General features: G+C 63.1%; 24 protein-coding genes. 9 read left to right on the forward strand and 15 right to left on the reverse strand.

Annotation, left to right across the window (positions count from 1 at the left end; genetic code table 11):
- Positions 1-56 precede the first annotated feature (56 nt).
- The 4 genes from glcD to IB249_RS08985 are packed head-to-tail and all read left to right on the forward strand — an operon-like array spanning position 57 to position 4,263.
- Positions 57-1,556: a glycolate oxidase subunit GlcD gene (glcD, locus tag IB249_RS08970; RefSeq protein WP_192303702.1), complete on the forward strand. Its 1,500-nt coding sequence runs from the start codon at positions 57-59 to the stop codon at positions 1,554-1,556.
- Positions 1,556-2,620: a glycolate oxidase subunit GlcE gene (glcE, locus tag IB249_RS08975; RefSeq protein WP_192303704.1), complete on the forward strand. Its 1,065-nt coding sequence runs from the start codon at positions 1,556-1,558 to the stop codon at positions 2,618-2,620. Before glcD ends, glcE begins: the two co-directional genes overlap by 1 nt.
- Positions 2,621-2,623: 3 nt before the next feature.
- Positions 2,624-3,865, forward strand: a complete 1,242-nt coding sequence (glcF, locus tag IB249_RS08980; RefSeq protein ID WP_192303706.1) for a glycolate oxidase subunit GlcF — start codon at positions 2,624-2,626, stop codon at positions 3,863-3,865.
- Positions 3,862-4,263 carry a heme-binding protein gene (locus IB249_RS08985; protein ID WP_192303708.1) on the forward strand — a complete coding sequence of 134 codons (402 nt, stop codon included), beginning with the start codon at positions 3,862-3,864 and terminating at the stop codon, positions 4,261-4,263. Before glcF ends, IB249_RS08985 begins: the two co-directional genes overlap by 4 nt.
- A 316-nt stretch (positions 4,264-4,579) precedes the next feature.
- On the opposite strand, the gene IB249_RS08990 is transcribed toward IB249_RS08985, so the two are convergent.
- From IB249_RS08990 to IB249_RS09000, 3 genes are all read right to left on the reverse strand, one after another.
- Entirely contained in the window at positions 4,580-4,852 is a 273-nt protein-coding gene (locus tag IB249_RS08990; protein WP_192303710.1) for a bacteriocin immunity protein, read from the reverse strand.
- Positions 4,853-4,936: 84 nt separating this feature from the next.
- Positions 4,937-5,215 carry a bacteriocin immunity protein gene (locus tag IB249_RS08995; RefSeq protein WP_192303711.1) on the reverse strand — a complete coding sequence of 93 codons (279 nt, stop codon included), beginning with the start codon at positions 5,213-5,215 and terminating at the stop codon, positions 4,937-4,939.
- Entirely contained in the window at positions 5,202-5,918 is a 717-nt protein-coding gene (locus IB249_RS09000; RefSeq protein ID WP_318653497.1) for a hypothetical protein, read from the reverse strand. Before IB249_RS09000 ends, IB249_RS08995 begins: the two co-directional genes overlap by 14 nt.
- A gap of 148 nt (positions 5,919-6,066) precedes the next feature.
- Between IB249_RS09000 and yghX the strand changes: the two genes are divergently transcribed.
- The gene (gene yghX / locus IB249_RS09005) at positions 6,067-6,954 is read left to right on the forward strand and encodes a YghX family hydrolase (protein ID WP_192303712.1); all 888 of its coding nucleotides are present in this window, start codon (positions 6,067-6,069) and stop codon (positions 6,952-6,954) included.
- Here the strand turns inward: yghX and IB249_RS09010 are convergent.
- Positions 6,951-7,895, reverse strand: a complete 945-nt coding sequence (locus IB249_RS09010; protein WP_192303714.1) for an aldo/keto reductase — start codon at positions 7,893-7,895, stop codon at positions 6,951-6,953. The genes yghX and IB249_RS09010 overlap by 4 nt on opposite strands.
- A complete protein-coding gene (locus IB249_RS09015) occupies positions 7,882-9,165 on the reverse strand; it encodes an NTP/NDP exchange transporter (protein ID WP_192303715.1) in 1,284 nt (427 codons plus the stop codon). Before IB249_RS09015 ends, IB249_RS09010 begins: the two co-directional genes overlap by 14 nt.
- A 98-nt stretch (positions 9,166-9,263) precedes the next feature.
- Between IB249_RS09015 and IB249_RS09020 the strand changes: the two genes are divergently transcribed.
- Complete coding sequence (locus tag IB249_RS09020) at positions 9,264-10,046, forward strand: alpha/beta hydrolase (protein ID WP_192303716.1); 783 nt, start codon at positions 9,264-9,266, stop codon at positions 10,044-10,046.
- 9 nt (positions 10,047-10,055) lie between these two features.
- Here IB249_RS09020 and IB249_RS09025 read toward each other — a convergent pair whose 3' ends face one another.
- From IB249_RS09025 to IB249_RS09035, 3 genes are all read right to left on the reverse strand, one after another.
- Positions 10,056-10,385, reverse strand: a complete 330-nt coding sequence (locus tag IB249_RS09025) for a hypothetical protein (RefSeq protein WP_192303717.1) — start codon at positions 10,383-10,385, stop codon at positions 10,056-10,058.
- Positions 10,386-10,476: 91 nt separating this feature from the next.
- Positions 10,477-10,797 carry a DMT family transporter gene (locus IB249_RS09030; protein ID WP_192303718.1) on the reverse strand — a complete coding sequence of 107 codons (321 nt, stop codon included), beginning with the start codon at positions 10,795-10,797 and terminating at the stop codon, positions 10,477-10,479.
- A 66-nt stretch (positions 10,798-10,863) separates the two neighbouring features.
- Entirely contained in the window at positions 10,864-11,319 is a 456-nt protein-coding gene (locus IB249_RS09035; RefSeq protein WP_192303719.1) for a carboxymuconolactone decarboxylase family protein, read from the reverse strand.
- A 200-nt stretch (positions 11,320-11,519) separates the two neighbouring features.
- On the opposite strand from IB249_RS09035, the gene IB249_RS09040 reads away from it, so the two are divergent.
- The 3 genes from IB249_RS09040 to IB249_RS09050 all read left to right on the forward strand — a co-directional run bounded on the left by IB249_RS09040 (position 11,520) and on the right by IB249_RS09050 (position 14,267).
- Entirely contained in the window at positions 11,520-12,173 is a 654-nt protein-coding gene (locus tag IB249_RS09040; protein WP_192303720.1) for an FMN-dependent NADH-azoreductase, read from the forward strand.
- The gene (locus IB249_RS09045) at positions 12,139-13,557 is read left to right on the forward strand and encodes a PLP-dependent aminotransferase family protein (RefSeq protein ID WP_192303721.1); all 1,419 of its coding nucleotides are present in this window, start codon (positions 12,139-12,141) and stop codon (positions 13,555-13,557) included. The genes IB249_RS09040 and IB249_RS09045 overlap by 35 nt, the downstream gene beginning before the upstream one ends.
- Positions 13,558-13,661: 104 nt before the next feature.
- Positions 13,662-14,267, forward strand: coding sequence for a TIGR00730 family Rossman fold protein (locus IB249_RS09050; RefSeq protein ID WP_192303722.1), 606 nt, complete (start codon positions 13,662-13,664; stop codon positions 14,265-14,267).
- 68 nt (positions 14,268-14,335) lie between these two features.
- Here IB249_RS09050 and metE read toward each other — a convergent pair whose 3' ends face one another.
- The 7 genes from metE to IB249_RS09085 all read right to left on the reverse strand — a co-directional run bounded on the left by metE (position 14,336) and on the right by IB249_RS09085 (position 22,943).
- The gene (gene metE / locus IB249_RS09055; protein WP_192303723.1) at positions 14,336-16,624 is read right to left on the reverse strand and encodes a 5-methyltetrahydropteroyltriglutamate--homocysteine S-methyltransferase; all 2,289 of its coding nucleotides are present in this window, start codon (positions 16,622-16,624) and stop codon (positions 14,336-14,338) included.
- A 116-nt stretch (positions 16,625-16,740) separates the two neighbouring features.
- Positions 16,741-17,781, reverse strand: coding sequence for a GGDEF domain-containing protein (locus tag IB249_RS09060; protein WP_225606889.1), 1,041 nt, complete (start codon positions 17,779-17,781; stop codon positions 16,741-16,743).
- 108 nt (positions 17,782-17,889) lie between these two features.
- Positions 17,890-18,909 (reverse strand): ABC transporter substrate-binding protein, encoded by a 1,020-nt coding sequence (locus tag IB249_RS09065; RefSeq protein WP_192303726.1) that lies wholly within the window; start codon positions 18,907-18,909, stop codon positions 17,890-17,892.
- 207 nt (positions 18,910-19,116) lie between these two features.
- The gene (locus IB249_RS09070; RefSeq protein WP_192303727.1) at positions 19,117-19,872 is read right to left on the reverse strand and encodes an ABC transporter permease; all 756 of its coding nucleotides are present in this window, start codon (positions 19,870-19,872) and stop codon (positions 19,117-19,119) included.
- Entirely contained in the window at positions 19,872-21,071 is a 1,200-nt protein-coding gene (locus IB249_RS09075; protein WP_192303728.1) for an ABC transporter substrate-binding protein, read from the reverse strand. The genes IB249_RS09070 and IB249_RS09075 overlap by 1 nt, the downstream gene beginning before the upstream one ends.
- Complete coding sequence (locus tag IB249_RS09080) at positions 21,037-21,876, reverse strand: ABC transporter ATP-binding protein (RefSeq protein ID WP_192303729.1); 840 nt, start codon at positions 21,874-21,876, stop codon at positions 21,037-21,039. The genes IB249_RS09075 and IB249_RS09080 overlap by 35 nt, the downstream gene beginning before the upstream one ends.
- A complete protein-coding gene (locus tag IB249_RS09085) occupies positions 21,873-22,943 on the reverse strand; it encodes an acyl-CoA dehydrogenase family protein (RefSeq protein WP_192303731.1) in 1,071 nt (356 codons plus the stop codon). Before IB249_RS09085 ends, IB249_RS09080 begins: the two co-directional genes overlap by 4 nt.
- Positions 22,944-22,962 lie beyond the last annotated feature (19 nt).

Here is a 22,962-nt window from a genome sequence, read left to right on the forward strand (position 1 = left end):
GAGCGATCAAGCTCGCGCCTGCAGGGGGTTCATGAATGGAGTACTGTGGAACCACTATGAACATTCTCTACGATGAACGCATTGACGGCGCGCTGCCCGACGTCGACAAGGCCGCCCTGCTCCAAGCCCTGCAAAGCCGCTTGCCGAAACTGGAAGTGCTGCATCAGCAGGAAGAGCTCAAGCCGTATGAGTGCGACGGTCTCTCGGCCTACCGCACCACGCCGCTGCTGGTGGTCCTGCCGCGTCACCTGGACGAAGTGCAAGGGGTGCTCCGGCTGTGTCATGAGATGCGTGTCCCGGTGGTTGCCCGTGGGGCGGGCACCGGTCTGTCCGGCGGCGCCTTGCCCCTGGAAAAAGGCGTGCTGCTGGTGATGGCGCGCTTCAACCACATCCTGCACATCGACCCTGCCGCCCGCACCGCGCGGGTCCAGCCGGGTGTGCGCAACCTGGCGATTTCCCAGGCGGCGGCACCGTTCGGCCTGTACTACGCGCCGGACCCTTCCTCGCAAATCGCCTGTTCCATTGGTGGCAACGTCGCGGAAAATGCCGGTGGCGTGCATTGCCTGAAATACGGCCTGACCGTGCACAACCTGCTCAAGCTGGAGATCCTGACGGTTGAAGGCGAACACCTGACCCTCGGCTCCGACGCCCTCGATTCCTCTGGCTTCGACCTGCTGGCGCTGTTCACCGGGTCCGAGGGCATGCTCGGGGTCATCACCGAAGTCACGGTCAAACTGCTGCCCAAGCCGCAGACCGCCAAAGTGTTGCTGGCGGCGTTCGACTCCGTGGAAAAGGCCGGTCGCGCCGTCGCCGACATCATCGCTGCCGGCATCATTCCCGGCGGGCTGGAGATGATGGACAACCTGGCGATTCGCGCCGCCGAAGACTTTATCCACGCCGGTTACCCGGTCGACGCCGAAGCCATCCTGTTGTGTGAACTCGACGGCGTCGAGGCCGATGTCCATGACGATTGCGACCGCGTGCGCCAGGTGCTGGAACAGGCCGGCGCCACGCAATTGCGCCAGGCACAGGATGAAGCCGAACGCGTGCGATTCTGGGCCGGACGCAAGAATGCCTTCCCCGCCGTGGGCCGTCTCTCGCCGGATTACTACTGCATGGACGGCACCATCCCGCGTCGCGAATTGCCCGGGGTGCTGCAGGCGATCGCCGCGCTGTCCGCCGAGTATGACTTGCGCGTGGCCAACGTTTTCCACGCCGGTGACGGCAACATGCACCCGTTGATCCTGTTCGACGCCAACCAGCCGGGTGAACTCGAACGGGCGGAAACCCTGGGCGGCAGGATCCTCGAATTGTGCGTGAGCGTCGGCGGCAGCATTACCGGCGAACACGGGGTGGGCCGGGAGAAAATCAACCAGATGTGCGCGCAGTTCAACAGTGATGAGCTGACCCTGTTCCACGGGGTCAAGGCCGCGTTCGACCCGGGCGGTTTGCTCAACCCCGGCAAGAACATTCCGACCCTGCACCGCTGCGCCGAGTTTGGCGCCCTGCACGTGCACGCAGGGCAGTTGCCCTTCCCTGAGCTGGAGCGTTTCTGATGTACCGTGAACAGGCATTCGACGACAGCGCCACGCTGCTGGAACAGGTCAACCGGGCACTGGAAAACGCCACCCCGCTGCGCATTCAAGGCTCCAACAGCAAGGCCTTCCTGGGGCGCATCGTCGCCGGGGAAGTGCTCGACACCCGCAGCCATCGCGGAGTCGTGGCCTATGACCCGACCGAACTGGTGATCACCGCCCGCTGCGGCACGCCCCTGTCCGAGCTGACGTATATCCTCGACGGTTCGCAGCAGATGCTGCCTTGCGAACCGCCCGCCTTCGGCGACGACGCCACCGTCGGCGGGATGATTGCCAGCGGCCTGTCGGGGCCGCGGCGACCCTGGGCAGGCTCGGTGCGCGACTTCGTGCTCGGCACCCGGGTCATCACCGGGCACGGCAAGCACCTGCGGTTCGGTGGCGAGGTGATGAAGAACGTCGCCGGCTACGACCTGTCGCGCCTGATGGCCGGCAGCTTCGGCAGCCTGGGCGTGATCACCGAAGTCTCACTCAAAGTCCTGCCCAAACCCCGGCAAACCTTGAGCATCAGTCTGGACATGGACAGCGACCGCGCCCTGCTGCGCCTGGCGGAATGGGGCCAGCAACCGCTGCCGATCAGCGCGGCGTGCCACGACGGGCAGCAGTTGCACCTGCGCCTCGAGGGGGGCGAAGGCTCGGTGACGGCCGCCCATGAGCGATTGGGGGGCGAGCGGCTGAACCCGGCCTTCTGGGCCGATCTCAACGAACATCGACTGCGTTTCTTCGACGAAGATCAACCGCTGTGGCGCCTGTCGGTGCCGCACAACACCCCGCGACTGTCCTTGCCCGGCCGGCAATTGATCGATTGGGGCGGCGCCCAGCGCTGGCTCAAGTCGGACGCCGAGGCGGGGTTCATCCGCAAGGTCGTCGAGGAGGTCGGCGGTCACGTCACCTGCTACAGCCATGGCCTGATCGACAGCCCCTTCCAGCCCTTGCCGGCGGCACTGATGCGCTATCACCGCAGTCTGAAGCAACAACTCGATCCACGGGGCATCTTCAACCCCGCCCGCCTGTACGCGGAGCTCTGAACCATGCAGACCACCCTGAGCGACAACGCTCGCCGCCTGCCCCGCGCCGAAGAAGCCGAAAGCATCCTGCGCACCTGCGTGCACTGCGGCTTCTGCAACGCCACCTGCCCGACCTATCAACTGCTCGGCGATGAACTCGATGGTCCCCGGGGCCGCATCTACCTGATCAAGCAAGTGCTGGAAGGCCATGAGGTCACCCAGAAGACCCAGCAGCACCTGGACCGCTGCCTGTCGTGCCGCAACTGCGAAACCACCTGCCCTTCGGGGGTCGATTACCACAACCTGCTGGACATTGGCCGCGCGGTGGTCGATGCCGCCGTGCCGCGACCGCTCGGCCAACGCTTGCTGCGCGAAGGCTTGCGCAACCTCGTGCCCAATCCGGGCCTGTTCAAGCGCCTGGTCGGCAGCGGTCAAGTGTTCCGGGCCTGGTTGCCGGACACGCTGCAAGCGAAGTTGCCGCGCAGTACGCCGCAGGCCAAACCGGCGCCGCGCACGCACCATGCCCGCCAGGTATTGATGCTCGAAGGTTGCGTGCAACCGGGGTTGTCACCCAACACCAATGCGGCGGCGGCGCGGGTGCTCGACCGCTTGGGCATCAGCGTCGTTGCGGCCCGTGAAGCGGGCTGCTGCGGGGCCGTGGACTATCACCTCGACGCGCAGGCGACCGGACTGCAACGCGCCCGCCGCAACATCGACGCGTGGTGGCCACACCTCGAAAGCGGCGCCGAGGCCATCGTTCAGACCGCCAGCGGTTGCGGGGCCTTCGTCAAGGATTACGGCCATCTGCTGGAACGCGACCCGGCCTATGCCGACAAGGCGAAAAAGGTCAGCGCCCTGGCCCGCGACCTGGTTGAAGTGCTGCGCGAGGAACCGCTGGAAAACCTCGGTGTGCACAGCGACCAACGCCTGGCCTTCCATTGTCCCTGTACCTTGCAGCACGCGCAGAAACTCGGCGGTGCGGTGGAAGCGACCCTGATCCGGCTCGGCTTCAACCTGACCGCCGTACCCGACAGCCACCTGTGCTGCGGGTCGGCGGGCACTTATTCGATCACTCAGCCCGTGCTGTCCCGGCAGTTGCGCGACAACAAGCTCAATGCGCTGGAAAGTGGTCAGCCGGATGTTATCGTCACGGCCAACATCGGCTGCCAGTCACACCTCGACGGGGCGAACCGCACCCCGGTCCGTCACTGGATCGAACTGGTCGACGCCGCCCTGCCCCCACCCCCTACCGGAGCGTCTTCATGAAAAGCAAAGCCATCCTCGGCCAGGCCGAAGTCAGCCAGATCCTCGCCGCCGCCCGCACCGAAGCCCAGGCCAACCAATGGGCGGTGACCATCGCCGTGGTCGACGACGGTGGACACCCATTGGCCCTGGAACGCCTCGACGGCGCCACGCCGAGCAGCGCCTACATCGCCACCGAAAAGGCCCGCACCTCGGCCCTGGGCCGGCGTGAGTCCAAGGGGTTCGAGGACATGGTCAATGGCGGTCGCTTTGCCTTTCTGTCAGCCCCGCTGCTGACCTCCCTGGAAGGCGGTGTACCGGTCATCGTCGATGGCCAGGTGATCGGCGCGGTGGGCGTATCCGGGGTCAAGGCCGAACAGGATGCGCAGGTGGCCAGGGCCGGGGCCCACACAGTGGGCTGAAAGGCCGTAATGGCTCCTACTGTGCAGGATGATGGAAGGCGATGTAGAGCGGATCCAGCCCAGATTCGACGGGGAAAACCAGAATTTAATCGTCGTGCCGACCGTTTACCGGCTCTGCATCGACTTCGATGGTTGGCACTCTCGGTGACCGGACAAAGCCCACGGGCCGAGGTTCGACCTGTTCGGCACCCGCAGGCGACGCCCAGTGCACAGAGACTGCTGGAGAACGCTCGGAAGAAAAGCTGAACCCGGGCAAGTCGCGATTCTGATTCACCAAAGCTCCTTGCCAACGGGGTCAGCGGGCCGACCGAGGCTTTTACGACTGGAAGTCTTCGCCCTTGAAGGCTGCGGTTCCTTGTTGGTGATGCCATGTCCTGACGAGGTGCACAACGTTATCCGGGCTATTGGAATTCGCGAGGTCTGCCGGGTAGAACAACAGATCGGCGCCGGCGGGATGACCGACGATGCGGTCGAAATGATCGATCAGTTGGTCATGATCCTGCTTGGGCACATCCACTGCCCAAATTTTATTGACCAGCGCATGGAACTCCGACGCGGTGTGATCGTTAAGTTTGGTTTTAAGGTCCATCTCAAATTCATCCTTGTCCTGACAACGAATGAAGCTCGCCTGCTCGATTCATCCGAGCAGGCGGTAATTAATACTCTGTGACGGTCACTCCGGCTTGAAACCGGGTTTGTTGTTGGCGGACCGCCACGCTTTGACTTCCTTCAAAATGCCTTCTGGGCTGTCGTCCTGTCCTTCTTTCGGGTAAAAGAGGACGTCTGAACGGTCTGGATGCTCTGTAACAGCCACGAAATGACTCACTAGACTATCCAAGTACACCTCGAGATTGCGTCCTTGCAGCCCGCTCGTCTGATGGAAAAGCTCGCCCAAAAACATCAAAAACTCCGCTTCGGTATAGTCCTCAAGTTTTTCTTTAAAAATGCTCATTATTTCTCTCCTTATGTAGCTGAATGTGACGCTTCGGGGTCATCACGAATAAATTATCCAAGCCATAAACAGCGCCACTTTTTGCAACTTCCACATCATGATGCAGCTCAAATGCAAGACGTCCTCCGACGTGATCAATACCCCGTGAGTAAGGCGCGGATCCGTTTCGAATCCTATCCAGGTTGATCTCAGTGAACTGCACTTTCAACGCAGGATCTGTCGCCACCTCCGCCCAAAAAGCTCTCCTGAACTGATGGAAATTGGCAAACACCCTCCCTCTCAATTTATCTGCAATTTGCGAAGAAATCGGCGCACCATCTCTTCCTGCTGCCTTAGCCAACCATAATCCGGAAACTGGTTTTCCGAAGCCAAGGGCAGTGCCCGGATCATCACGACGATCACGAAACAACGCATCCGGCGATGGCAACTCCATGTCCGCAGGAAACCCGGGAATGTTCGCACCAACCTCTCCTTCGTCGACAGCAGGAAATGTCTCCTTCACTGGTAGGACCGGGATGGCAGCGCTACCGGGATAAACCAGAGGATCGTTGGAAGTGATCGGCGATGTCGTCGACCCCAGATGCTCGCTGCCCGGCGGGACTAATGGCTTCCAGCTGTTCGCCGGCAGCATTGGCCAGGGAACGACGGCGGGGACGATGCCAACCCATCCTTCGCTGCTGTTCGGTGTCTTGATGCTGATCAAGTCGAGGTTGAATGGATCTGACCAGAACTCGGTGCGCTCCTGATAGCGCAGTTCGAACTCACGGTGCTCACCAACCCAGGCGTTGCTGGAACAAAACGCCTCATGCGCTTAACTGTCAGGACCCGTACCGTCAAAGAGGGAAGCATCCATGACCCGCCTCACCGCCAAGGACTTTTCCCCGCAACTGCTCGAACTCTACGACTACTACGCCCACGGCAAGATCAACCGCCGGGAGTTTCTCGACCGGGCGGCGTTGTTCACCTTTGGCGGATTGACCGCCAGTGCCTTGCTCGCCTCGCTGAGCCCGAACTATGCCCTGGCCGAGCAGGTCGAGTTCACTGATCCGGATATCGTCGCCGAGTACATCACCTACCCCTCGCCCAGGGGCAACGGTTCGGTTCGCGGTTATCTGGTGCGCCCGGCCAAAACGACGGGCAAGGTGGCGGCCATCGTGGTCGTGCACGAGAACCGTGGGCTCAACCCGTACATCGAGGACGTGGCAAGGCGCGTGGCCAAGGCAGGGTTCATCGCCCTCGCCCCGGATGGGCTGACGTCGGTCGGCGGTTATCCGGGTAACGACGACAAGGGGCGCGAGTTGCAGGCGACCGTTGACCCGGAGAAGCTGATGAACGATTTCTTCGCCGCCATCGAGTGGCTGATGAAGCACGACGCAACCACGGGCAAAGTGGGGATTACCGGGTTCTGCTATGGCGGTGGCGTCACCAATGCCGCCGCCGTGGCGTATCCGGAGTTGGGCGCGGCGGTCGCGTTTTACGGGCGGCAGGCCGATGCCCGGGATGTCCCGAACATCAAGGCTCCGCTGATGTTGCATTACGGCGAACTGGACACGCGCATCAACGAAGGTTGGCCCGCCTATGAACAGGCGCTGAAGGCTGCGGGCACGACCTATGAAGCGTACATCTACCCCGGCGCCAACCACGGCTTCCACAACGATTCCACCCCGCGCTACGACGAAGCGGCGGCGAAACTCGCCTGGGACCGGACGCTGGGGTGGTTTCGCCGCTATCTGGTCTAGCTCACCACATCGATCAACTGCTCGCGCTGCGCACCGGTCAGCATCGGCCCGAACCCGGCACCGGCATTGTCCGCCATGTAGCGCGGGTTGCCGGTGCCGGGGATGACGCAGGTCACCGCCGAATGCGCCAGCAGGTACTTGAGCGCCAGTTGTGCCCAACTGGTGACGCCCACCTGGGAGGCCCAGCCCGGTAGCGGCTTGCCCTTGAGCCGGGCGAGCAGGTCGCCGCCGCCAAACGGCCGGTTGCAGATCACCGCCACGCCGCGCTCGCGACACAGCGGCAGGATGCGTTTTTCGACACCTCGGTCATCCAGCGCATAGTTGATCTGCAGGAAATCCAGCGGCTCGGCCTTGAGCACGGCCTCCACTTCGTCATAGGCCGACGCGGTGTAATGGGTGATGCCGATGTAGCGAATGCGCCCTTGTTCCTTCCATTGGCGCAGGGTCGGCAAGTGGGTTTTCCAGTCCAGCAGGTTGTGGATCTGCATCAGGTCGATGCGGTCGGTTTGCAGCCATTGGAAGGATTGCTCCATTTGCGCGATGCCTTCCTCGCGGCCCCGCGTCCACACCTTGGTGGCCAGGAACGCCGGCGAGCGTGGCTGGTGGATCGACAGCAGCTCGCCGGTGGTCTGTTCGGCGCGGCCGTACATGGGCGAGCTGTCGATCACCGTCCCGCCCTTTTCGAACAGCGCACTGAGCACGGCGGGCAGCTGCTTGTAGGCTGGGTCGGCCGGTGCGACATCAAAGCCGCGATACGTGCCCAGGCCGACCATCGGCAAGGGCTCGTTGCTGGAAGGAATGGCGCGGGTCAGCATGTTCTTGCCTCCTGTTTCCTTCGGCGGCGCACTGCCCGCGAAGGCCGGATCGAAAGTGAGCACCGCCGAAGCACCGGCAGCCAGCGTGAGTATTTGTCGACGCGTGTATCCATCAGTGTGGCTCATGGTGTTGCCCCTCCCCTGTCTTGCTCGCCTTTTGCGCCTGTTGCCCGGCCAGCCACGCGCATAACGCGCCCCACAGTGCGGCAAACGGCACGATCATCAGCGCCACCAGGCCAAATCCCGCGCCCAGCGCCGTCAGGCCGGCAGACAACCAGCCACTGGCGGCATCGCCACCGCGATACACCAGGGTCTCGATCACATTCTTGGCCTTGTACTTTTCCTCGCGGCTGACCACCGTCCACAACACCTCGCGCGCCGGCCGCACCAGGGCGAACTCCACGGCGCGGCGCACCCCCTGGGCCAGGGCAACCGTCGTCGGCAGCGGTGCCAGGGCCATGGCGGCGAAGGCCACGATCGTCGCCACCGGCAATGCCGCCAGCGCCCCGCCGATGCCGATCAGGCGGATCAAGGGCGCCGTCAGCAGCAACTGGAACGTCAGGGTCAGCGCCGAGACGATCAGATCGACCACCGCGAAAAATTGTGTGCGGCTGGCCACATCAGAATAGCTGCCGGCGACAATTCGTCCCTGTTCGAAATACAACAAGGTCGCGGCGCTGGTGTGCAGCAGCATGAACGCCACCAATCCCAACAAGTACCGCGAGCGCCAGATCAGCGTGATCCCGGCGAGCATGCTGCCGCCCAGACGTCGATCGTCCAGCCCGCGACGGGCGCCTTGTGACGTGGTGCGCCGCAACAATGCCCGATAGCAGCGCACCGCGACTTCCAGCAGCAACGCCGCCGAGAACGTCAGCGCGAGCGGGCCGAGACGGGTGGCCAGGGTGGCGGCGAGCAACGGCCCGATGAAGGTGCCAAGGGTGCCGCCCGCCGCGATGAAACCGAACAACCGTCGCCCCTGCTCACTGGAAAAGCGATCCACCAGCACACTCCAGAAGATCGAGACGATGAACAGGTTGTAAAGGCTGATCCAGACGAAGAACACCCGCCCGACATTCACCGGGGCGACACGGTGGGCGATCAGCACGCCGAACAGCAGCATCGACACGGCGATCAGACGGTAGATCAACGGCACAAAACGGGTCGCTGGCCAGCGCGACGCAAGGAAGCCGAACACCGGCACCATCAGCAGCATGACCAGGAAGGTCGCGGTGAACAGCCACTGCAACTGGCCGGCGCCGCCCTCCAGTCCCAGCGCATCGCGCAGGGGCCGCACCAGGTAATAGCTGGCGAGCACGCAGAAATGGAACGCGAACCCCAGCCCCAGCGCCGCCCTTTCACCAGGTAACACGTCGAGCCATTTACCCACGATGGGCATCGCTAACCCCCTCCCCGGCCCTTATCGGCGCGCCGCTGTCGTTCAACTACACTCTGACAGCGATCGCACCATCGCGGTGTTCAACCCCAGAGCAGTCAATGTCACGCCCTAACGTTAGCCGAATGTCACGTACCCTGATCTGTCTCGTCGTCATCCTGGCCGGTTCATACCTGGCCCTGTGCGCCGCATTGCTGGTGTTTCAGCGCGCGCTGATCTACTTCCCGCAGCCCGCCACGCTCGACACACCCAGGCTGACCCTGGACGTGGCCGACGCGCAGGTGCAGGTCAGCTTCCGGCCGCACGAAGGGCCCAAGGCATTGATTTATTTTGGCGGCAATGCCGAAGATGTGTCGCGCAACCTGCCTGAGTTTGCCGAAGCGTTCCCCGACCATGCGCTGTACTTGATGCATTACCGGGGTTTCGGCGGCAGCAGCGGCTCACCGTCGGAAGAGGCGATTGCCCGCGACGCCCTGACGTTGTTCGACAAGGTCTACGACAGCCATGGGGAAGTCGCGGTGATCGGCCGCAGCCTCGGTTCGGGGGTCGCGGTGCGCCTCGCCAGTCAGCGCCCCGCCACGCGACTGGTCCTGATCACGCCTTACGACAGCCTGGAACGACTCGCCGTGCGTCAATACCCGATCTTTCCGGTGAAGTGGTTGCTCAAGGACCGTTTCGACGCGTGGAAATACGCCGCGCATGTCTCGATCCCGACGCTGCTGCTGGCCGCCGAGCAGGACGACATCATCCCGCGTGCAAGCACCGACGCCCTCTACCGGCATTTCCCCAAGGGCGTGGCGGTGCTGAAGGAGATCGCGGGGGTCGGGCACAATTCGATCTCCGACAGCCCTGAATACCTGAAGCTGATCGCCGACGGGTTGTAGCTCATGCGATCATTTGCGTGCCAGCTTGTAGCGCAGGCAGTCCTCGTTGAAACTGCGGCGCAAGGCTTCGGGACTCATTCGTGTGGGGCTGTCGTAGGTCTGCTCGGTAATGCCCATGGCCATCATGCGCATCCACGGCTTGCTGAACTTGTAGGTCTGCAACTTCTTGCGGGCGGCATACAACGAAACCCCCGCCAGTTTCAGTTCCTGGGCTCGGGCTGCGGTGCCCGCGCCCCAACTGCACATGTAGCGGTCATTGGCTTGAAGCGCCCTGGCCTGCGCCTGCACGGCAAAACCTGCCAGGCCCAGGGATATCAGTGAAATCCATACATAACGCATTTAAAGCCAGCCCTAACCACCTGAAAGTAAAGTGATTCTGTCTGTAACTTTCGGGCTTCGGGGCCAGCAAAATGCCTTATCTGAAACATTTTCAGCTGGCCGTCACCAGCTTGAGTCCGATCACGCCGCCGAGGATGATGGCGATGCACAAGACCCGCAACAACGTGGTGGCGTCACCCAGCACAGCCATGCCGAGTATCGCGGTGCCCGCTGCACCGATGCCGGTCCACACCGCATAGGCGGTGCCCACGGGCAACGTGCGCAAGGACAGTGAGAGCAGGAAGACACTGGACAAACCGGTGGCGGCTGCCAGCAGTCCCGGGATCAATCGGGTAAATCCGTCAGAGCCTTTCATGAAGAACGCAAAGGCAATTTCAAGAAGGCCTGCAATACCGAGCAGTGACCATGCCATGGAAGTGACTCCCTCGGGTGATCCGCCGAGCCTGTGCGCCCGGCGAGTTTAGGTTGAAGCGCCGGCTCAGGCGTTGTTGGCCGCGGCGGGTTTGGCACGGAACGCCACGCCGAACCGGTTGAAGGCATTCATCAAGCCGATGGCGTAGGTGAGGTCCGCCAGTTCCTTATCGCCGAATTCGGCCGCCGCAGCGGCATAGTCCGTCTCGGGTACCCCGGTCTGCGCCACCTGGGTGACCGTTTCCGCCCAGCTCAGCGCGATGCGTTCGCGGCGACTGAACACGTCGCCGACATCACGCCAAACGGGCACCAGCACCAGTTTTTCAACGCTGACGCCGAGCTTGACCAAGTCCCGCGAGTGCATGTCGATGCAGAAGGCGCAGCCGTTGATCTGGGAGACACGCAAATAGACCAGATCGATCAATTCATGGGGCAGGCCGCTGTTTTGCAGGTACACGTAAACCCCGCCGAAAGCCTTGTAGCCCTCGGGTGAAGCCTTGGCGTAGTCAAGACGATTGTTCATGGTAAATCCCTTGTATTGGCTGATTGGAGGCCGCCATCGTGGGGGCCGCCGAGCCTGCCGTTAAGGTCCATGATCAGCCTTGAGGCATAGGCCATGACCCAGTGATCATGGCCCAGGCCGGAAGTCGATTCATGGCTCTTCGACCTGGGACATGGACTTCATAGAATCATTGCTCTGGCCCACAACGCTTCGGATAAATCATGAACATCCTCCACGTCACTTGCAGCCCTCGCGGCGAATCGTCCGAAAGCCATCGGCTGTCGAAAACCATCATCGGCTGTCTGCTCCAGGCCAACCCGGCCGCCACGGTCATCAACCGGGTGGTGGGCGCAACGGCGTTGACGCCCATCGATGAGCCATACGCCATGTCCCAACAGGCGCTCGCCGATGTCACTGAGGCCGGCTCGATTGCCCTGTCGAACGGGCTGATCGAGGAACTGCAACTGGCCGACGTGCTGGTGATCGCAACGCCGATGCACAACTTCGCCGTGCCAGCGGCGCTCAAGCTCTGGATCGACCATGTCGCCCGGGTCAGGCGCACGTTCAATGTCGGCGCACAAGGCAAGACCAGCCTGCTGCGCGACCGCCCGGTGTATGTGGCAGTGGCCTCGGGCGGCCGGTTTTCCGGGTTGACCGCGCGTCAACCGGACTTTCTGACGCCCTACCTGAAGGCTGTACTGGGTATGATCGGGCTGCATGACCTGCATTTCTTCAGCGTCGAAGGCACCGCCATGGGCCCCGATGCCTTGAACGCTGCTCGGGACCACACGCAGCAGGCAGTGCGGGACCATTTCTCTGCTAACCCATCGGTTGAGGCCAATGCCCCTTCACAGCCCACACTTTTCAGCGCTTGATCCGACCTCTGAGGACCCGATCTACCGGCAGATCTACTGGCGGTTCCGTGGTGCGATCAGCGACGGGCTGCTCGTGCCCGGTGACCGGGTGCCAGCGGCCAGGGCCCTGGCGAAAGAGCTTGGCCTGGCACGCGGCACCATCGACACCGCCTATTCACTGCTGACAGCCGAAGGGTATCTGCTCTCGCGGGGCCAGGCAGGCACCGTGGTGGCTCCCGGGATCAGTCTCGGAAAGCCTCGCGCACAGACAGAACGGTCCCTCGATCCGGCCACCGGCCCGTCGATCCGACAGAAGGCGCCAGTCCTGCCCTTTCAAATGGCGCTGCCGGCGCTGGACGCCTTTCCGCGCAAGATCTGGTCGCAGATCGGTGCACGCTGCGTGCGTGCCACACAAATCGCAGACATGGCCAATCCGTCGGTGCTCGGCCTGGAATCCTTGCGCAATGCCATTGCCACTTACCTGCAAGTGGCACGGGGAATCACCTGCTCGCCCGCGCAGGTGTTCATCACCTCGGGGTATCGCAACAGCCTGGCGTTGATTGCCCATGCCCTGCTCAAGGCTGGCGACCGTGTACTGGTCGAGGACCCCGGCTACCTGCCGACCCGCCAGTTGCTGGCGCACCTGCAGATCGAAGCGGTTGCGGTACCGGTCGATCAGGAGGGCATGCGCGTCGAGCACGGGCTGAGCAACACACCGCAAGCCAGGGCGGCGGTCGTCACCCCGGCCCATCAAAGCCCGCTGTGCGTGTCGCTGTCGCTGCCGCGCCGCCTGCAGTTGCTTGACTGGGCAACTCGCCAACAAACGTGGATCGTCGAGGATGATTACGACGGCGAGTATCGATACGTCAGCCGTCCGCTGCCGGCGCTGAAAAGCCTGGATCGCGATGGGCGAGTGCTCTACGCCGGCACCTTCAGCAAGGTGCTGTTTCCGGGCATCCGCCTTTCTTACCTGGTGGTGCCGCCAGCGCAGGTCGAACGCTTCGCCTGCATCAGCGAGACCTTCCTGGGCGGGTGCCCGGAGTTGACGCAAGCCATCGTCGCGACGTTCCTGACAGAAGGCCATTTCGCGCGCCATATCCAGCGCATGCGCAAACTCTACGGCGAACGCCGCGAGGCCACGGCCCGCGGGCTGAAGAACGTCCTGGGTGAACGCATCCACATCGACCCGCTGCCCGGCGGCATGCACCTGATCCTGCGCCTGAGGCCCCCGCAGTCTGATCGCGCACTGGTCGAGCGGCTGTTGGCAGCGGGAATCTATGCCGAAGCACTGAGCGACTGGCACACGCACGACCCCAGCGATTCTGCATTGCTGCTCGGGTTTGCCAATATCGACTCGCAGGCCACCGCTGAACAGTTGGGCCAGCGCATCCTGGCGTTGATGTAACGCGTGGGCCAACGGCATGGCCCAGGCAGACAGCCGGTTCTTGGCCCTGTATCGCCTGGGTGGAACATCGCATCATCGGGATTTGACCCACCCGGAAAAAACCGATGCCCAGTCCGTCCCCGCTTCGCAGCATTGCCGTGTTCTCAGGCTCCAACACCGGCTTCAACCCCGCCTACGTCGCAGGCGCCCAGGCCCTGGGCCGGGAAATCGCCAGGCGCGGCATTCGCCTGATCTACGGCGGCACCGACAAGGGCTTGATGGGCGTCATCGCCGACACCGTGATGACCGAGGGCGGTGAAGCGGTCGGCATCATCACCCGACTGCTGTTCGACCTTGGCCATCTTCACCCCCGCCTGACCCGCCACGAAGTGACCCCTGACATGCGCAGTCGCAAGACACGCATGGCGGAGTCGGCAGACGCGTTCATTGCCCTGCCCGGCGGACTGGGAACGTTCGAAGAATTGTTTGAAGCAGCGACCCTGACGCAACTCGGAGAACACCACAAAGGTGTCGCCTGCCTGAACATCGGTGATTTTTTCAAACCGGTACGCAGCCTGCTCGACCATGCGGTGCAAGAAGGCTTCATGAAAGCGGAGCACAGCCAGATGCTGGTTTTCGATACCGACCCGGCGGCGCTGATCGACGCGCTGGAACAGTGGCAGCCGCCCACCGCGACGAAGTGGATTGAATCGCCGCGGTCACGGGTTTAGTCGGACTGCCATCGGAGGGAGCCCGGCCAGGGCTCAGGTGCTCCGGCCGGGGTGATGCGAAGGGCCTCTTACGCCCATTCTTTACGCAGTTGGCGGGCCGCTGCGACCATGTGCACCAGAGCCGCTTCGGTCTCCGGCCAGCCGCGGGTTTTCAGGCCACAGTCCGGGTTGACCCACAAACGCTCGGCAGGAATGCGCTGGGCTGCCTTGCGCAACAGGTTGGCCATTTCCGGGGCATCCGGCACCCGCGGCGAGTGGATGTCATAGACGCCCGGACCGATGTCGTTCGGGTAATCGAAGGCTTCGAAGGCGTCGAGCAGTTCCATGTCCGAACGCGAGGTTTCGATGGTGATCACATCGGCGTCCATGGCCGCGATGGATTTGATCACGTCGTTGAACTCGCTGTAGCACATGTGGGTATGGATCTGTGTTTCGTCACGCACACCGCTGGCGGTCAGGCGGAAGGCTTCCACGGCCCAGTCCAGGTATTGCTGCCAGTCGGCCCGGCGCAGCGGCAGGCCTTCGCGGAACGCGGCTTCGTCGATCTGCACGACCTTGATCCCGGCCGCTTCCAGGTCCACCACCTCGTCACGCAAGGCCAGGGCCAGTTGTTGGGCCTGGACCTTGCGCGAGACGTCTTCACGAGGGAACGACCACATCAGCATGGTCACGGGACCGGTCAGCATGCCTTTCATGACCTTGTCGGTGAGGCCCTGGGCGTAGCGGATCCACTCGACGGTCATGGCGTGCGGACGGCTCAAGTCACCGAAGATCACCGCCGGCTTCACGCAACGCGAACCGTAGCTCTGCACCCAGCCGAAACGGGTGAACACGTAGCCGTCGATCTGCTCGGCGAAGTACTCGACCATGTCATTGCGCTCGGCTTCGCCGTGCACCAGCACATCCAGGCCCAGGCGCTCCTGCACCTGCACTGCATGGCGAATTTCGCTGTGCATGGCTTCGGTGTATTCGGCTTCGGTGAGTTTGCCCTGCTTGAACGACTGACGCGCCAGACGGATCGAGGCGGTTTGCGGGAACGAACCGATGGTGGTGGTCGGGAACAACGGCAGGTTCAGGCGCACGCGCTGTTTACCGATACGACCGTCAAACGTCGAATGACGCTGGCTGTCCCTGGCGGTGATGGCGGCGACCCGCGCCTGCACAGACGGTTTGTGAATCCGTGGCGACGCGGCCCGACTGGCCTGGACCGCACGGCTTCGCGTCAGCGCGTCGAGCACCTTCGGGGCCTCTGGCTCGTTGACGGCCTGGGCCAGGACAGCGACTTCTTCACACTTCTGCACGGCGAAGGCCAGCCAGCTTCTCAGTTCGGCATCGAGTTTGTCTTCACGTCCCAGGTCGACCGGGCTGTGCAGCAGCGAACAGGACGGCGCGACCCACAGGCGATCACCCAGGCGCTCGCTGGCGTGTTGCAGGGTGGCCAGGGCTTGTTCCAGGTCACAGCGCCAGACGTTACGGCCGTTGACCACGCCCAGCGACAGCACTTTGTAGGCCGGCAGGCGGTCGAGGATGGTGGGGTACTGCTCAGGGGCACGCACCAGGTCGATGTGCAAACCGTCCACGGGCAGGTTGGCCGCCAGGCCAAGGTTCTCTTCAAGACCGCCAAAATAGGTGGCTACCAGCTTTTTCAGCGGGTCGCGCTGAATCAGGTTGTAGGCGCGTTCAAAAGCGTTTTTCCAGTCCTGCGGCAGGTCGAGCACCAGGATCGGCTCGTCGATCTGCACCCACTCCACGCCTTGCGCGGCCAGGCGCTGGAAGATCTGGCCGTAAAGCGGCAACAGGCGATCCAGCAGATCGAGCTTGTCGAAATCGCCGCCCTTGGCCTTGCCCAGCCACAGATACGTCAGCGGCCCGATCACCACCGGCTTGACGTTGTGGCCCAGTGCTCGCGCTTCTTCGACCTCTTCGAACAACTGGTCCCAGCCCAGCTGAAAGGATTGATCAACGGTGAATTCCGGGACCAGGTAATGATAGTTGGTGTCGAACCACTTGGTCATTTCCTGGGCGTGTGCACCGCCACAGCAGCTGTCGCTGACGCCACGGGCCATGCCGAACAGGGTTTGCAGCGACGCCTGGCCGTCTGCCGGGCGGAAGCGCTCAGGGATCACGCCGAACATCAGGGAATGAGTCAGGACCTGGTCGTACCAGGCGAAATCGCCGACCGGCAGCAGCTCGATGCCGGCGTTTTTCTGCAAGTCCCAATGGGTCTTGCGCAGTTCACGGCCGACGGCGCGCAGACCGTCTTCGCTCAGTTCGCCCTTCCAGAACGCTTCCTGTGCTTTCTTCAATTCGCGGTCGCGGCCAATGCGCGGAAATCCAAGGGAATGGGCCAAAGCCATGACAAATAACTCCAATGTGTTGATGGGCGCTATTGTCGACAGTGGCCATGCAGTGAGACAAACTCATTTTAATCCAGATGATCACAAGTTTCTCTCATGATCATGCAATCAGCGCGTTAGTGATGCACCCGGTTACGGCCAGTGCGCTTGGCCTGGTACAGGGCGTCATCGGCGCGGGTCAGCAGGTTGTCCGGTTGCTCGCCCGGTTGCGCGAAGGCAACGCCAAAGGACGCCGTGATGGTGTCGAGCACCTTGCCATCGCCACGGGCCTTGATCCGCAACGACTGCACTTTCGTGCGCAGTTGCTCGGCGAACGCCGCCGCGGTGTCCAGGTCGGCGCACTGTTCCAGGATCACGCAGAATTCCTCGCCGCCGTAACGCGCTGCCGTGGCGTGGGCTGGCAGCGAACTGCGCAACACCTGCCCGACATGCTTGAGGACCCGGTCACCCAGCGGATGGCCGTACTGGTCGTTGAATTGCTTGAAGTGGTCGATGTCGAGCATGACCAGTGCCACGCCCTGGGCATCGTTGCTCAGTGCCTGTTCCAGCAGGCGGGTGAACGCCGAGCGATTGAGCAGTTCGGTCAGCCCATCGAGCGTGGCCGCCAGTTGCGCGCGCTCGAGTTTGCTGCGCAGGCTCCTGATTTCGTTCTGTGCTGAATTGAGCTGGGACAGGAAGCGCTCCTGCTGGCTTTGCATGCGCTGGGTGCTTTGCTGCAGCTCGCTGAGAATATCCGGCAGGCGCTCGTTGACCGGCGACTCCAGCATCTCGATGCAGCGCCCCAGGCTACTTTGAAAATCAAGGCTGCCCTCGACGCTGCGGGAAACGTCGCGGTGCATGTCGTCCACCAGGTCGATCGCCTGCTGCTGACCGGCGCGCGCCTCTTCCAGCTCGTCGCGAATGATGTAGTCGCGAAACAGCCGGGTGGCGGACTCCGGCGGAAAGCCGTCGAAGTCCCTGACCACCCGGTCCAGATGACGATTGAGTTCGCTGTCCAGGCCTTTGCTGTAGGTGTACCACAGCGCGTAATGCACCGGATTGGGCGGGATGTTGTGCCGCACCATCAACGGGACGGCTTGTTTGAGCAGCGCCGCGGCCTCGCGGGAATCTTCCGGGTACAGCGCCAGCGCAGTCGCACGCGTCTCTATTTGGCTCATGTCATCACTGTGGTTGTTAATGATAGGCAAATGCAAAACCCGCCGAGCATAACCAGACATGAGGCAAACAGCCATCCCTCTTCGGTGTTAGTCCTGCACGCTGGCGTATCAGCTGCCGGCATCACCGTGGGCTTCTTCGAAGAAGTAGTCCTTCCAGCTCTGCGCCTTGTTTTTCAGCACGCCCAGTTCCTGCAATTTCTCGGCGTAGACCGCCGTGCGCTGCGGCACCACCGTGAAGTTGATTTCCGGGTCGTTGACGATGCTTTCGACCAGTTCCAGCGGCAGTTTCGATTGCTCGACGCGGATGTAGGTCTTGGCGGCGGCGGACTTGTCGGCCTTGATGATCTTCTCCGCCTCGGCCAGTGCGTCGTAGAACGCCTTGTAGGTTTTCGGGTTTTCGTCGTGGAATTTTTCGGTGGTGTACAGCACGTTGAAGGTCGCCTGGCCGCCCAGCACGTCGTAGGAACTCAGCACCTTGTGCACGTTGGGGTTCTGCAATTCCTGGTATTGGAACGGCGGGCTGGAGAAGTGCGAGTTGATCTCCGAACCACCGGCAATCAATGCCGCCGTGGCGTCCGGATGGGCCAGGCTGATGGAAATGTCGTCGAATTTCTTGTACTGCTCGTTGCCGAACTGCCTGGCCGTTTCGATCTGCAAGGTGCGGGACTGGAACCCGACCCCGGCCGCCGGCACGGCGATGCGATCCTTGCTGGAGAAGTCCTTGAGCGTCTTCACGTTCGGGTTGTTGGTCAGCAGGTAGTTGGGCATCGAACCCAGCGAAGCGATGGCCTTGACGTTCTGCTTGCCCTTGGTGCGGTCCCAGATGGTCAACATCGGCGGCACACCCGCCGACACCACGTCCAGGGCGCCGGCCAGCAGTGCCTCGTTCATCGCCGTGGCGCCGGAAATGCTGTTCCAGTCGACCTTGATGTCCAGGCCCTGGGCCTTGCCGTGCTTCTCGATGAGTTGCTGGTCGCGCACCACATCCAGAATCAGGTAACCGATACCGAATTGCTGGGCAATGCTGATCTTGCCTTCAGCCTGCGCGCCGGGGCTGAGCAGTGCGCTCACGGCGGCCAGTGACGCCGCCAGAAGGGTCAATGCCGAACGCTTGTGGGGAGTTGCCATGAAATGCTCGCTATAAGTCAGGGGTGGACCAATGATGGCCGAATGATTTCGCGGCCTGCCGTGGAGAGTGATAGTGCATGAAAATACTTAGGCAAAATAATTCTTAATTATTATTTGTTTATTCCTTAATGAAATATAAAAGACACCATTCATTCCCCGGGACGCCGGGCAAGGATTGGCCCCCGGCGCCCGCCGATGCGGGGCCTATCAGGCCGGTGACCAGCGTCGATGCAGCCCACGCGCCAGGGCATCCAGGGCAAACCCGAGCACGCCAATCAACAGCACCATCGCCATCAGCTCGGAGTACGCCAGCCGGTCTCGGGTATCGAGGATGAAGTAGCCCAGGCCCGCACTGACTCCGAGCATTTCGCAGGGCACCAGCACGATCCACAGGATGCCGATGGACAGGCGCACTCCGGTCAACACATGGCCGAGCACGCCGGGCAGGATCACCTTGCGCAGGGTTTCCCAACGCGTCGCGCTGAGGCTGCGGCTCAGTTGCAGCCAGCGCGGGTCGAGCTGGCGCACCCCGGCGGCGGTGTTGAGCAGGATCGGCCAGATCGCGGCGAAGGTCAGCAGGAAGTAGATCGGCTGGTCGCCCACGCCCATCAACATCACCACCACCGGCATCCACGACAGCGGCGAGATCATTCGCAGGAACTGAAACGCCGGGGTGGTCGCCGCCTCCAAATGGCGATAGCTGCCCACCAGCAACCCCAGCGGCACGCCGATCAGCAGCGCCAGCAGCAGCCCCACCAGAATGCGCTGGAGGCTGACGAACACGTGCTCGTACAGCTCGCCTCGCCCCAGCAGTTCCATCAGGCTGGCCAGGGTCGCCTCGGGTGCGAAGCGCGCCGCCAACCCATCGGCGCTGCCGAACAGCCGCACGCCGAGCCACCACAAAAGCAGCAGGCACAGCAGCCCCGCCACACCCAACAGCCACGATGAGAGATGCTTGCCCATCAGGCGCCGAACTCTTCGCTGCGTTCGAAACTGTCCGGCAGGCCGAACGCCTTCAAGCCTCCGACGGCTGCAATGGCGTTGCGCACGAAACGGTCGTCCACCAGGTCACGGGCCGCGGCCTGCGGGTCAAGGCTGGCGAGGAAGCCCTTGTCGCCTTCGATCAGCGTGTCCTTGAGGCGCCTGACCAGCTCTTCGGTGTAGCTGGGGAACGGGTATGGCTGGAAGTCGATGCGCTGCTCATCCCAGTGGCTGTGCTGGATCGCGCCGCTGGCCAGGTATTGCTCGCGGTCGGATGCCGCCGGTGCCAGCACTCGATTCAACACCGGTTGAGCGTGCGGTGTGTAGCGGTTGGCGCCGTCCTTGGACAGCAGCCTGGCGGCTTCTTCGCGGTGGTCGCGGGTCCACAGTTGCGCCTTGACGATGGCGTTCACCACTTTCTGCGACCACTCGGGACGGTTGTTCAGGTCCTGCTCGTGCATGAACACCACGCAGCAGGCGTGATTGCGCCAGATGTCGCCGGTAAAGCGTTGCACCCGACCGACCTTGAGGTCTTCGGCCAGGGCGTTGAACGGCTCGGCGACGATGTAGCCGGCGATGCGTTTGCTGGCCAGGGCTGGCGGCATGTCCGAGGGCGCCAGCACCACCAGGTTGACTTCGTTCGGCGCCAGCACGGCGCTGGCCGATTTGCTCACCGGGACCAGCCCGTGATCGCGGAACAACTGTTGCACCACCACATTGTGAATCGAGTACCAGAACGGAATCGCCACCGATTGCCCGCCCAGCTGCCTGACCTCGGTAATGCCCGGCGCCACCGTCAGGCCCGAGCCGCCCACATGATTCCAGGCCACGACCTTGGCCGGCACCTTGCTGCCATAACGTGCCCACACGGTCATTGGCGACAACAGGTGAATCACGTTGACCTGACCGGAGATGAACGCCTCGATCACTTGCGCCCAACTGCGCAACAGCACCGGCCGCTCGGCCTGAATGCCCTCGGCTTCGAACAGGCCGTTGTTATGCGCCACCAGCAATGGCGTGGCGTCGGTGATCGGCAGGTAGCCGATGCGCACCGGCGCGTTGGGGTCCGAGGCGGCGCGGGCCTGCAGGCTGTTGAGCAGCGGCAGCGCGCCGCCGGCGGTCAGCAAGGCGCTGAGTTTGAGGAAGTCACGACGTGTGTGGGTGAAGTCGTCCAGGCACATGTTCAATCTCCGGTTCGGGCAAGGGTTGGGAATGTGGATTGCGGCTCGCCCGCCGAAGGGTTTTGAGAATCTCGATACGCAGTGCGCCCAGTTCCTCGACCAGCTCGGCACGCGGCTGTGGCAGGTCGATGCGCCATTCGCCAAGGGTCCGCGCCGGGCTGTTACCCAGTAGCAGAATCCGCTCGGAGAGCAGCAGGGCTTCGTCAATGTCGTGGGTGATCAACACCGCGGCAGTGTTGTGCTCGGCAATGACGTCAAGCAGCAGTTGTTGCATGTCGGCGCGGGTCACTTCATCCAGGGCACCGAAGGGCTCGTCCAGCAGCAACACCTGTGGCTGACGCGCCAGGCAGCGGGCGATTGCCGTGCGCTGGGCCATGCCGCCGGACAGTTGCGCCGGGTGCTGATGCCGGGCGTGCTGCAGGCCGACGGCGGCAATCGCGTGATCGATCCGCGCCTTGCGCTCCTCCGGGCTCAGGTGGGGTTGCCGGGCAAAATCGAGGCCGAACGCGACATTCTTTTCCAGGTTCAGCCACGGCAACAGGCTCGGGTCCTGGAACGCCACCGCCACCCGTGGATGAGGGCCGTTCAACACCTCGCCATGCAGGCTGACGCGACCGCCATGGGCCGTTTGCAGACCGGCCAGCACCCGCAGCAGGCTGGATTTGCCGACGCCGCTGGGGCCGAGGATCGACACCACCTCCCCCGCTTGCAGCTGCAGGTCGAAATCCTCCAGTACCGTCTGCCAGCCTTGCGCCCGGGCATAACCGAGGCTGATGCCTTCGGCCTGCAGCAACGGGGCGCTCATGCTGCCGCGTCCCCGGCCTGACGTTGCAGCTCGGCATGCAGTTGCACCAGGCTCGGGGTGACGATCGGCACGAACGCCGACTCGCGCCAGCGACGGGCGAATCCACCGCCGTATTCGCTGAGGTAGGCTTTACCGCCACTGGCCTGCAACTCGAGTTGCACCGCCTGCGCCGCCGAGTCGGCCAGGGCAATGCGCAGGCGGAACAAGGCGGCGGGCTGGGCGAGAAAACGGCCGTCGAGCAGGCCTTTCTTCAGCTCGCTGACCGTCTGTTCCAGCTGCCCGCGTTGTTGTCGCAACGGCTCCAGCAGAATCGAGCGAGCGCCTTGCAGATGCGCCTCGACTTCGTGCAGCGAACGTCGCGCCAGACCTATCGCCATCGCGCATTGCAACCCGAGAAATGCCGGGCGCACGGCCGGCAGGAACACCCGGGCGTCTTCATGCAGCAGCCAGTTGCGATCGATCTCCACCCGCTGAAAGTCCAGCGCCGCGGTATTGCTCGACTGCAGCCCCATCAGTTGCAGATCGTCCGAACGTTGCACCCCGGCCAATGCATCCGGGATCGCCAGGATAAAGGGCGCACCATCGGCCTCATCGTCGATGGCCGCCGCCACCACGAAACCGCTCTTGCGCAGGTTCGTCACCCAGTGCAGGCGACCGTTGAGCGTCCAGCCCTGGTCCTGCGCCGTGGCGCGCACTTGCAGCGTCTCGATGCCCGAGAGGAATTTCATGGCATTGGACAGGCCGGTGGCGCCGGCCAGTTCGCCCGCCAGCAACGACGGCAACAAGCCTTCACGCAGCACCGTGTTGGGACTTTGCAGCAGGTACTCGATAAAAGCCCGTTGCCCCCAGAACACGAACGCCGCCGCCAGGGAATGGCCGGCGACAGCCGCCACCCCCTCCACGGCGTCGGCGATGTCGCCACCGCTGCCACCCAGCGCCGGGTCGATGCCGATCCGCAGGACCTCGGCACTGGCCAGTTGCGCCAACACCTGCTGCGCGTCGCCCTCGCCCTGGTCCAGCGCCTGGGCGTGGGTGTCCAGCCATTGACTCAATGCCGGCTTGAGCATGTCGTTTTCTCCTGTTGAA

The sequence above is a fragment of the Pseudomonas sp. PDM04 genome, from assembly GCF_014851765.1.
Classification (GTDB): domain Bacteria; phylum Pseudomonadota; class Gammaproteobacteria; order Pseudomonadales; family Pseudomonadaceae; genus Aquipseudomonas.